This is a genomic window from Oceanimonas aquatica (assembly GCF_030732065.1).
Classification (GTDB): Bacteria; Pseudomonadota; Gammaproteobacteria; order Enterobacterales; family Aeromonadaceae; genus Oceanimonas.
This window is the reverse complement of the sequence record NZ_JAVBHX010000006.1, coordinates 245314-256159: the sequence shown is the minus strand read 5'-3', so window position 1 is coordinate 256159 and position 10846 is coordinate 245314. Positions and strand designations below refer to the sequence as shown.

The 10846-nt window shown below is 60.8% G+C and carries 9 protein-coding genes; 1 reads left to right on the top strand and 8 read right to left on the bottom strand.

Annotation, left to right across the window (positions count from 1 at the left end):
* From Q9290_RS10845 to Q9290_RS10810, 8 genes are all read right to left on the bottom strand, one after another.
* A partial coding sequence (locus Q9290_RS10845; protein WP_306079671.1) for a helix-turn-helix domain-containing protein occupies window positions 1-176 on the bottom strand: 176 nt, incomplete at its 3' end.
* Window positions 177-291: 115 nt separating this feature from the next.
* Window positions 292-2070, bottom strand: a complete 1779-nt coding sequence (locus Q9290_RS10840; RefSeq protein WP_306079667.1) for a DEAD/DEAH box helicase — start codon at window positions 2068-2070, stop codon at window positions 292-294.
* Between the two features lie 122 nt (window positions 2071-2192).
* Entirely contained in the window at window positions 2193-2618 is a 426-nt protein-coding gene (locus tag Q9290_RS10835) for a hotdog fold thioesterase (RefSeq protein ID WP_306079666.1), read from the bottom strand.
* A gap of 74 nt (window positions 2619-2692) precedes the next feature.
* Window positions 2693-2935 carry a GlsB/YeaQ/YmgE family stress response membrane protein gene (locus Q9290_RS10830; protein WP_306079665.1) on the bottom strand — a complete coding sequence of 81 codons (243 nt, stop codon included), beginning with the start codon at window positions 2933-2935 and terminating at the stop codon, window positions 2693-2695.
* Between the two features lie 18 nt (window positions 2936-2953).
* On the bottom strand, window positions 2954-6010 hold the full coding sequence (gene ydiJ, locus Q9290_RS10825) for a D-2-hydroxyglutarate dehydrogenase YdiJ (protein ID WP_306079664.1): 3057 nt from the start codon (window positions 6008-6010) through the stop codon (window positions 2954-2956).
* 117 nt (window positions 6011-6127) lie between these two features.
* Window positions 6128-7084 carry a 23S rRNA pseudouridine(2604) synthase RluF gene (gene rluF / locus Q9290_RS10820; RefSeq protein ID WP_306079663.1) on the bottom strand — a complete coding sequence of 319 codons (957 nt, stop codon included), beginning with the start codon at window positions 7082-7084 and terminating at the stop codon, window positions 6128-6130.
* Window positions 7085-7245: 161 nt separating this feature from the next.
* A complete protein-coding gene (locus Q9290_RS10815) occupies window positions 7246-7707 on the bottom strand; it encodes a methyltransferase family protein (protein ID WP_306079662.1) in 462 nt (153 codons plus the stop codon).
* Entirely contained in the window at window positions 7704-9470 is a 1767-nt protein-coding gene (locus Q9290_RS10810; protein ID WP_306079661.1) for a SulP family inorganic anion transporter, read from the bottom strand. Before Q9290_RS10810 ends, Q9290_RS10815 begins: the two co-directional genes overlap by 4 nt.
* Window positions 9471-9842: 372 nt before the next feature.
* On the opposite strand from Q9290_RS10810, the gene Q9290_RS10805 reads away from it, so the two are divergent.
* On the top strand, window positions 9843-10844 hold the full coding sequence (locus Q9290_RS10805; protein WP_306079660.1) for a response regulator: 1002 nt from the start codon (window positions 9843-9845) through the stop codon (window positions 10842-10844).
* The last annotated feature ends 2 nt before the right edge of the window (window positions 10845-10846 follow it).

Here is a 10846-nt window from a genome sequence, read left to right as displayed (position 1 = left end):
CTCCAATCCTGCCGACCATATTTACGCAACCATACAAGAACGGTCGAGCGCCCCTGAATACCATAACGAGCCTGCGCCTGCTTGTAGGTCAGCTCGCCTTTTTCAATCTGTTCGACGAGAGCCCATTTAAAAGTCAGCGAGTAATCGCGTTGTGTTCGTTTCACACCTTGTCCCATTGGGGTCTCCATATCTTCGGGGGAAAGGTGTAAACCATATTCAGGATGGGACATCCACATAAAAAAAGCCCGCCGGTGATTGCCGGCGGGCTTTTCAGTCAACGTGGAGCGGTGATTAGCCGTTCAGACGCTTGTCGTTGCGACGGGGGCGAAACTTGCCGCGCTCGCCGCCACGGTCGTCCTTGTTGCGGAACTGGCGACGGGGCAGCGGACCACCTTCGTACTTGGCCAGGTTCAGCGGACGCTGGCAGACACGTACCTTCTGCAGTACCTGCTGCAGCTCGGACGGAATGCCCTCGGGCAGGTCCACGGTGGAGAAATCGTCGTGGATCTGGATCTGGCCGATGTAACGGGACTCCAGATCCGCCTCGTTGGCGATGGCGCCTACCAGGTGACCCGGCTTGACACCGTGCACCCGGCCCACGTCCACGCGGAAGGTTTCCATGGCCACACCGGACACATCATCCTTGCCACCACGACGCGGACGCTCGCCACGCTCGGGACGATCACCACGGCCACGGGGCTCACGGGCTTCACGCACGTCGGGACGACGGGCCGCCATCGGCTTGTCTTCCACAAACAGCGGACGGTCGCCTTGCAGCAGACGGGCCAGACCGGCCGCCAGAGCGGCGGTGTCCATGCCATCGGCCTGCAGCTCGGTCACCATTTCCACGAAAGGTGCCAGGGCCTTTTCGTCAGCGTCCACGCTGGTGCGAATGCGGGCCTTGAAACGCTCGGCACGGATCTTGTTGATCTCGTCGGCGGTGGGCATCTTCATCTCTTCAATGGGCTGGCGAGTGTGGCGCTCCAGGTTGTACAGGCTGCGTTTTTCGCGACCGGTTACGAACAGAATGGCGTCGCCTTCACGGCCGGCACGACCGGTACGGCCGATGCGGTGCACGTAAGACTCGTTGTCATGAGGCATGTCGTAGTTGATAACATGGCTGATGCGCTCCACGTCCAGACCACGGGCAACCACATCGGTGGCTACCAGCACGTTCAGACGGCCGTTTTTCAGACGGTCGACCACTTTTTCCCGCAGTTTCTGGGGAATATCACCGTGCAGGGCTTCACAGGCATGGCCTTCGCGGGTCATCATTTCGGCCACGTCTTCGGCATCTTTACGAGTACGCACGAACACCAGGCAGGCGTCCATGTCTTCGGTTTCCACCAGACGGCACAGGGCTTCCTGCTTCGGCATGCCACGCACAAACCAGTAACGCTGACGAATGCTGGAGTTGGTGCGGGTCTTGTTGGCGATGCGCACTTCCTGCGGATCTTTCAGATACTTCTGAGCCACACGCTGAATGGCCGGCGGCATGGTAGCAGAGAACAGAGCGATCTGACGGGTATCCGGGGTGTGCTCGAGGATCCATTCCACGTCATCGATAAAGCCCATGCGCAGCATTTCGTCGGCTTCATCCAGTACCAGGGCCTGCAGGCTGTCCAGCTTGAGGGTACCACGGCGCATGTGGTCCATTACCCGGCCGGGGGTGCCCACAACGATGTCGACGCCACGGCGCAGCGCGCGGATCTGGCTGTCGTAAGCCTGGCCACCATAAATGGAGACGATGCGAATGTCTTTCTGATATTTGGCGTAGTTTTCAAAGGACTCGGCCACCTGAATGGCCAGCTCCCGGGTCGGGGCCAGCACCAGCACCTGCGGGTAGGCGTTGCCACCGGTGATGCGGCTCAGCATCGGCAGGGCAAAGGCGGCGGTCTTGCCGGTACCGGTCTGGGCCAGGCCCAGTACGTCGCGCCCGGTCAGCAGAGTCGGAATGGCGGCGGCCTGAATAGCAGAAGGCTGCTCATAACCGGCGTCGGTCAGAGCTTGAAGAACGGCAGGCGCCAGGCCGAGATCGGCAAAACCGGGTACTACAGAGGTATTTGTCATTTAACAGTTCCGAAAAAATAAAATGTCGGCGGACTGATACAGTAAAAGGCCGAGGACAGCCCAACTCACTCGAAGTGAGGGCTTTCCTTCACACGCAAGGTGTCACACATGAATACACAAGGCTAATCTGGCCGTTTTTGTCTCAACACCGCCATGGTTAACCGGCTGGTACATACCAGGCGGTTACGCTCGTCATGGATGTCGATCTGCCAGACTTGTGTCGTCGCGCCCAAATGGAGGGGACGTGCGGTTCCTGTTACCAGGCCGCTTCGTTTGGCGCGGACGTGATTTGCGTTAACTTCCTGCCCAACGCAATAAAAACCCGCTTCAACGCACATATTGGCAGCTACTGAACCCAGGGTCTCGGCAAACGCGACACTCGCGCCGCCATGTAACATGCCAAGAGGCTGATGAGTACGTTTGTCTACCGGCATGCTGCCACGCAGATAATCGTGACCCACTTCACAAAAGGTCATGCCCAACTGGGCTGCGAGCGTATTCTCCGACAGTTGGTTCAAACTGTCCAGCGTAAATTCACGTTTCCACATATTTAACTTCAGGGACTGGGGATTGGGGAATAGGGACTGGGATCGCTAATCCCTGATCCCTAGTCCCTAATCCCTCATCTTTTTTTGATTTTACCCACGATAAAGATCAGCAGCAGGGCGCCCACCACCGACATCACCAGAGAGCCGATAATGCCGGTGGCCGCCAGTCCCAGCAGCCGAAATACCAGGCCACCGAGAAAGCCGCCCACCAGGCCAACAATGATGTTGCCCAGCAGGCCAAAGCCACCTCCCCTGGTCAGATTGCCGGCTATCCAGCCGGCCAGACCACCGATAATCAATCCCCAAAGCAGACCCATACGTTTCTCCTTGTTGGTTTACGCCAACAAGCTTAGCAAGGCCTGCACCGGATGGCGAAGCCCCTCGCCCTCGATGCGCTTGACCTGACTGCGGCAGGAAAAGCCGGTAGCCAGACAGCGCTCTCGGGGCAGCTGGCTCAGGGGCTCGGCCCAGCTCATGGCAAACAGGGTGCGCGAGCCCTCGGCATGCTCCCGCTCATGACCATAGGTGCCGGCCATGCCGCAGCAACCCACGGGCACGGCGTTCAGCCTGGCACCCAGGTGACCAAAGATGCGGCTCCAGTCCTGATGGGTGGTGGGCTTGGCGGTTTTCTCGGTGCAATGGGCGAACAGGTGCCAGGGCTCGCCTGTGCTTTCCCGCGCCGGAATCTTGTCCAGCACGGTCAGCAACCATTCCTGGGGCAGCAGCACTTCAAAATCGCCCCGGGCCGGGCCCAGTACCTTGGCGTATTCATCCCGGTAACAAAGCACCAGTGACGGGTCCACGCCCACCATGGGAATGTTGAGCCGGGCCAGCCGGTTAAGGAACTGGGCACTGTCGGCGGCCATACCGGCAAAACGTCGCAAAAAGCCTTTCACGTGGGCCGGCTTGCCGTTGGGCCTGAACGGCAGCACCACCGGATTAAAGCCCAGCGCCGTGGCCAGGCGTACCAGATCGTGTACCACGCCGGCATCGTAAAAAGAGGTAAAGGGATCCTGCACCAACAGCAGGGTTTGTGCCCGCTCTTCCTCGCTCAGGGACTGCAGTTGTTCCAGGTCAAACTGGGCTGCCGGGCTGTTGCCGAGGCGCTTTTTCAGGCTGGGCTGGCTCAGTGCCGGCATGTCCACCATGCCCAGCAGTGAAGCCGTGCCACCCTGCATCCATTTGTGATTCATGATGGGGTTAAACAGGCCCGGGGCCTTTGCCATCCAGGGCGTATAGGTTTCCACCCAGGACACCAGATAATCCCTCGGCGGCCGCTGATAGCGCTGATGATAAAGCTGTAAAAAGCGGGCGCGGAAAGTGGGCACGTCCACCTTGATCGGGCACTGGCTGGAGCAGGCCTTGCAGGCCAGACAGCCGTCCATGGCCTCTTTGACCTCGTGGGAGAAATCGTACTCGCCCCGGCGTTTCTCCAGGGTATGTTTTACTCTGAGTACCATGTTCTTGACGCTGGTGCTTCGGCTTTGCACTGCGGCCTCGCCGGCCATGGGATCAAAGCCCTGAGCCGAGAGCTGGCGCAGCCACTCCCGCACCAGGCCGGCCCGGCCCTTGGGCGAGTGACGGCGGTCGGCGGTCAGCTTCATCGACGGGCACATGGGCGAACGCACGTCAAAGTCAAAGCACAGGCCGTTGCCATTGCAGTCCATGGCCTGGGTAAAGCCGTCGCGCACATGCACCGGGATCTGCCGGTCAAAGTAGCCACGCTTGGTGGCGTCTACCGACACCAGCTGCTCCAGGCTATCGAGCGGCGTGCAAATCTTGCCCGGGTTCAGCCGGTTAAAGGGGTCAAAGGCCGACTTGATACGGCGCAGCTCGGTAAACAGCACCTCGCCAAAGAAGGTGGGGCTGTATTCGGAACGAAACCCCTTGCCGTGCTCGCCCCACATCAGGCCGCCGTATTTGGCGGTAAGGGCATTCACCTTATCGGAAATGCGCCGCAGCATGACTTCCTGCTCGGGGTCGGTCATGTCCAGGGCCGGACGCACGTGCAGCACGCCCGCATCCACATGGCCGAACATGCCGTATTGCAGACCGTGATCGTCCAGCAGCTGGCGAAACTCCATGATGTAGTCGGCCAGGTGCTCCGGGGGCACGGCGGTGTCTTCCACAAAGGCCACCGGTTTTTTGCGGCCCTTGGCGTTGCCCAGCAGGCCCACCGCCTTTTTGCGCATGCCGTAAATACGGTTGATGGACGCCAGGCAGTCGCACACCTGATAACCGATTACCCCGGCCTCGCCCCGTTCAATCAGGCCGTCGAGGCGGGCACACAGGGCCTCGACCTTTTCACGCTGGGCGGTTTCATCCTGATCTGCGTATTCCACCATGTTCAGGCCGTCCATGACCTTGCCGGGCACGTCCTGAATGAGATCGCTCACCGAGTGCCAGACAATGTCTTCCCGGGCCAGGTTCAGCACCTTTGAGTCCACGGTTTCCACCGACAGGGCTTTTGCCTCCACCATCAGCGGGGCGTTACGCAGGGCCGACTCAAAGCTGTCGTACTTGACGTTGACCAGGGTGCGGAACTCGGGAATGGGAGTGAGATCCAGCCAGGCCTCGGCAATAAAGGCCAGTGAGCCTTCGGAGCCGCACAAAATGCGGGTCAGATCCAGGGTATGGCTGGCCTTGTCGTAAACATGGCGCAAGTCATATCCGGTGAGAAAGCGGTTCAGCTTGGGAAAGTGCCGCTCAATTTCGCCGGCGTTGCCGGTCACGCTATTGTACACGCAACGGTACAGCTCCCCTTCCCGGCTGTCTTCTTCCAGTTTTTGATCGAGCGCCTCACCGGACACAGGGCCGGTTTCAATCAGGCTGCCGTCCACCAGTACGGCGGTGACGCCCAGCACATGATCCGAGGTTTTGCCGTAGACCAGCGAGCCCTGACCGGAGGCATCGGTATTGATCATGCCGCCCACGGTAGCCCGGTTGCTGGTGGAGAGATCCGGCGAGAAGAACAGGTCGTGAGGTTTAACCAGCTGGTTAAGCCTGTCCTTGACCATGCCGGTCTGAATGCGCACTCGGCGACCGTCCGCGTCCATGGTCAGCAGCTGATTCATATGGCGGGACAGATCCACCACAATATTGTCATTGAGAGACTGGCCGTTGGTGCCGGTGCCGCCGCCCCGGGGGGAGAAGCGAATGTCCTTGTAGGCGTCCTTTGTCGCCAGGGTCAGCATCACCACCAGATCCTGGGATGAGCGCGGAAACACCACCGCCTGTGGCAGGCACTGATACACGCTGTTGTCGGTGGCCACCGCCAGCCGGCTGGCGTAGCTGCGCTCTATGTCGCCGCGAAAGCCGCTGTCGGCCAGAGCCTCAAGAAAAGAATAATAGGTAGGGGTTGTCTGCTGCTGCAGCGCTAACCTTGGGATCATGACCTGCGTCCCCTTTGTCCTTGTCGATATCGCCCGAAGTGGCGGCCATTATACACCGGCGCCCCGTTTGAGCGAGTATCGAAAGACGTCTGGACATCTTCAGGTAAAGAGGTTGCCTCAGGCCTTTTTGCCCCGGCCCGACGATGGCGCTTTCCAGCGCTTGATACGAGAGCCACCTGGCTTGTTACCGCCGGGGCTTTCACTGCGCTCATTACGGGCAGCGCCCCGCTTCTGACCGGTCCGCGGCGCGTTATGCCGTTCATTGCTGGCCGGACGACGCTGCCCCTGAGCAGCTGGCTTGCGTGGCCCCTGACGAGCCGCCCTGGGCTGCTCCAGCACCGAGGCTTCCTCGGTTTTGCTTGAGCCCGCGATCATGCGGTTAATCAGCGCCAGCTCGTCATCGCTGACATAACGCCACTGACCCGGCTTGAGACTGCCGAGCTGAATGTTCATGATGCGCACCCGCTTCAGACTGGTCACCCGGTAGTCCAGGTATTCTGCCATGCGTCTTATCTGCCGGTTCAGCCCCTGAGTGAGAATGATATTAATGGTTCTGGGGCCAATTTTGCGCACCTTGCAGGGCTTGGTCACGGTATCGAGAATGGGCACGCCCGCCGACATTTTGGCCACAAAATCATCGGTAATGGGCTTGTCCATGGACACGATATACTCTTTCTCGTGGGCATTGCCGGCGCGCAGTATCTTGTTGACGATATCACCGTCGTTGGTCAGCAAAATCAGCCCGCAGGACGGCTTGTCGAGCCGGCCGATGGGAAAAATGCGGGCATGGTAGTTCACCGCATCCACAATGTTCTCGGGAATGGCACGGTCGGTGGTGCAGGTAATACCAACGGGCTTGTTGTAGACCAGGTAAACGGCTTTGGGCTTGGCCCGCAGCGGTTTGCCACGCACGGTAATGTCGTCAGCGTCGCTGACTCGCACGCCCATGCCGGCCACCTCGCCGTTCACTCGCACCAGCCCCTGCTCAATAAGCCGGTCGGCTTCCCGGCGGGAACAGATGCCGGTTTCACTGATAAATTTATTCAGGCGGGTATCGAGAGGGGTATCGGTCATGGCAGCTCCTTACCGGTGGTTATTAAACACAGCCGGGCAAAGGCTGAACAAGAGCAGGCCTGGCTAAACCGCGCCAGTGTAAGGCGCAGCCCCCCGCCTCGCAAGGGCTGGCCGCTTTCAAGCTGTCAGCATCGCGTCTGCACGGGCTAACAGACAAGGCGTTACAGCCAGCGCCGAACCCGCTCACAATAATCGGTATAGGCTTTGCCAAAGCGCAGGGTCAGGGCGCGCTCTTCGGCGGCTATCTGCACCCGGTTCATGTAGGCCACAAACAGGACAGGCCCCAACAGGACCGGCCAGCTTTGCAGCCAGAGCGCCCAGGCCAGCAGCCAGAGAGCATCGCCCAGATAAATGGGGTTGCGCGAGCGGGCAAACACGCCGTTAGTGACCAGCCGGCTGGCCCGCTCCGGAGTAAAGGGCAGCAGCGTAGTATGAGCTTGTTGCAGCGACCGGGCCGCCAGCACCATCAAGCCAATACCCGCAAGCAAGGGCCCCAAGGCCAGCCAGCGTGGCCAGAAAACGGTCAGCCCGGGCAGCCAGCCGGCCACCAGCCACATCAGGCCCGCCACCAATGCCGCCACGGCGGGCGGCGGCAGCCACAACAACCAGCGTGCCCTGTTCATGCCTCGCTCCTGGTTACATCACCGGTTTCAGGTGTTGCGCCGTCCGCCTGAGCCTTGCTCTCGTCCGGCTTTGAAGGGCTAAGGTAACAACGGGTCATGCGCAGCGCCTCGTAGAGATCCGGGTACACCAGCACCCCTTCCTCGCCCACGCGAATGCCCGACTGTTGCAACCAGTGGGTCACCTGGCCCCGTCGTCCCGCCATCACCATACGAATACCCCGGCGTTTCAGCTCCTTGTGCAGCTCCCCCACCACGCTCATCACACTGATGTCCTGATGGGTAAAACAGGACACGGCATCGATGATCAGGCAGTTGGGCTGGGCCTGCTCGTGGCCGAGCAACGACAGCACCCGGCGCTTGAAATAGGAGGCGTTAAAGTAGGTGAGCGGCGAGTTGAACCGGTAGATCAGCACGCCGGCAATGGCCTTGACCTCTTCGTTGCGCCCCAGGGTGTGCACTACCCCTTCCTCGTTCATGCCCATCAGCTGATCGGTAGGCCGCATCACATTACGCAAAAACTGGAACAGGCCCAGCAGCACAGCCAGGGTAATGCCGGGGATCACCCCCATAAACAGCACACTGACAAAGGTGATCCAAGCCAGCCAGAAAGCGGCCATGTCCGACTTGCGCAGCGCCCACTGGCCGCGCAGGTTGATCAGCGACCAGGAGGCCATTACCAGCACCACCCCCAGGGCCGCCGAGGGAATGTACTGCAGGGGCGCGGTCAGGAAAAAGGTCACCAGGGCGATCACCCCGGCGGCCACAATGGACACCATCTGACTCTTGCCGCCGTTGGCGTCGTTGACGGCGGTACGGGAGTCGGCCCCGCTGATGGCAAAGCCCTGGGACATGGCCGAGGCCAGGTTGGCCACGCCAAGGGCTCGGAATTCCCGATCGGCGTCAATGTCGTAACCATTGCGGGCGGCAAAGCTGCGGGCGGTGAGCATCATGGACACAAAGCTCACCATGGCCAGGTTGAGCGCCGGCATCACCAGCTCACGCATCAGCCCCGGCGGAAACACCGGCACCTGAAATTCCGGCAACCCTCCGGCCAGGCTGCCCACCACCTCAATGCCGGGTTGATCCGGTCCCCACAGCCACAACAGGCTGGCCACCACCACCAGCGCCAGCAGGCTGCTGGGCCAGAGCGGCCGAAAGCGCCGGCACAGCAGCATCAGAAGAAAGGTCAGGGCACTCACGCCCAGGGTGGGCCAGTGCACCAGCGCCAGATAATCGGGCGTGGCGGCCAGACGCTCAATCAGCTGTGATTCGTCAAAGGTAAAACCGACAATCCGCGACAGCTGGCCCACCATAATGGTGATCGCCACCCCGTTGAGCAGGCCGAGCAGAATGGGCCGGGACAGAAAGTCCGCCAGTACGCCCAGGCGAAAATAACTGGCCACCAGGCACCAGAGACCGGTCATGGCGGTCATGGTCATCACCAGCTGCCAGTGCCGGGTGGGATCACCGGCGGCCAGGGGCGTGACCACGGCGGCAATCACCGCGCAGGTGGCCGCGTCCGGGCCCACAATCAGCTGGCGCGAGGTGCCGAACAGGGCATAGGCGATCATCGGCAGTATGCAGGAATACAGCCCCACCACCGCACTTACCCCCGCCAGTTCGGCATAGGCAATGGCCACCGGCAGCGCCACCGCTGCCACCGACAGGCCGGCGCGCACATCCGCCGCCAGCCAGTTGCGCCGGTAGCTCAGCAGAATCACCAGGCCGGGCATCCAGCGTGCCAAAGTAAAAAAATCCCGCATCGTTAACTTGTCATCCCTTGCAGCGAGCGGCGCTCCCTGTCTTTCAATATGGCGCGGCGCGGTGAAATTCACAATAGAAAGGCTTGGTTTTCAGCTGCTTAGAAAACAACCAAGCCCGAGTCAACACCCCCGGTGTTGCCTCAGCCGGAGCGAGAATATAGCGCCCTTTCACCGGGCTGCCTACCGGCACAGAAAGAACACGTCTCATTTCAATGAACAGTGACGCCACTCCCCGCCGGTGCTGGCGTTATCAAGGTTGCGTTTTTTGCACCAGCCCCGTTTTTCCCGCTTTTTCCGCGGCCGGCGCTGTGGTTAAATTAACCTTTATGCGTCCCACGGACGGGACTGCCACCAGGACATCATTACTTCGGCATGACCACTCATGTATTGATCTGCGACGACTCCGTCGTGGCCCGTAAACAAATGGCCCGCGCCCTGCCCACGGACTGGGACACGCAACTGCACTTCGCCGAGCATGGCCAGCAGGCGCTGGCCATGCTGCGCCAGCAATCCTTTGATCTGTTGTTTCTCGATCTGAACATGCCGGAACTCGACGGCTTTGGCGTGCTCGAGGCCATTCGCCGCGAAGGCATGGAAGTACTGACCCTGGTGGTGTCTGCCGATATTCAGCCCAAGGCCCGGGAACGGGTACAGGCTCTGGGTGCAATGGCCTTTATTGCCAAGCCGGTCGATACCGGCGAACTGACGGCCCTGCTGCGCCAGTACGGTCTGTACCAGCCGGGCGAGCAACACAGCAGCATTATTTCCTCCACCCCCGATGCCTCGCTGGAGCTGCGCGACTATCTGCAGGAAGTGGCCAACATCGCCATGGGCCGGGCCTCGGATCTGCTGGCCCGGCTGCTGGATGTGTTTGTGCGCCAGCCGGTGCCCCGCGTGGCCCATATTGCCCGCACCGAGCTCAGCATGGCCATTTCCGCCGCCGACGACGACGGCGGTTTTTCTGCGGTGTGCCAGGGCTTTGTGGGCGCCGGCATTTCCGGTGAGGCATTGCTGCTGTTTTCCGACAGCGGCATGGATGAAATGGCCCGGCTGCTGCATCACATGCCGTCCGAGACTTCGGCGCCGGATGTAGAGGTACTGATGGACATGTCGAGCATACTGTTCGGCGCCTTTCTCAAGGGCCTGGGGGATCAGCTCGATGTGCGCCTGGGGCTGGGCCAGCCCACCGTGCTGGGCCGGCATCAGCCCATTACCGCCCTGCTGGAGCATCACAGCAACAAGCATGAGCAGCTGCTGTGCATCGAAATCCCCTACGCCCTGGAACAACACCAGATCCACTGCAACCTGCTGGTACTGCTCACCGAAGCCTCGGTCAGCCGGCTGGAGCAAAACCTCGCCTACCTGACGGAGTAACC

Excerpts from the sequence above, each read along its gene's own strand:
- Q9290_RS10840 (WP_306079667.1), bottom strand. The coding sequence starts at position 2,070 with ATGACAAATACCTCTGTAGTACCCGGTTTTGCCGATCTCGGCCTGGCG.
- Q9290_RS10805 (WP_306079660.1), top strand. The coding sequence starts at position 9,843 with ATGACCACTCATGTATTGATCTGCGACGACTCCGTCGTGGCCCGTAAA.
- ydiJ (WP_306079664.1), bottom strand. The coding sequence starts at position 6,010 with ATGATCCCAAGGTTAGCGCTGCAGCAGCAGACAACCCCTACCTATTAT.
- Q9290_RS10835 (WP_306079666.1), bottom strand. The coding sequence starts at position 2,618 with ATGTGGAAACGTGAATTTACGCTGGACAGTTTGAACCAACTGTCGGAG.
- Q9290_RS10815 (WP_306079662.1), bottom strand. The coding sequence starts at position 7,707 with ATGAACAGGGCACGCTGGTTGTTGTGGCTGCCGCCGCCCGCCGTGGCG.
- Q9290_RS10810 (WP_306079661.1), bottom strand. The coding sequence starts at position 9,470 with ATGCGGGATTTTTTTACTTTGGCACGCTGGATGCCCGGCCTGGTGATT.
- rluF (WP_306079663.1), bottom strand. The coding sequence starts at position 7,084 with ATGACCGATACCCCTCTCGATACCCGCCTGAATAAATTTATCAGTGAA.
- Q9290_RS10830 (WP_306079665.1), bottom strand. The coding sequence starts at position 2,935 with ATGGGTCTGCTTTGGGGATTGATTATCGGTGGTCTGGCCGGCTGGATA.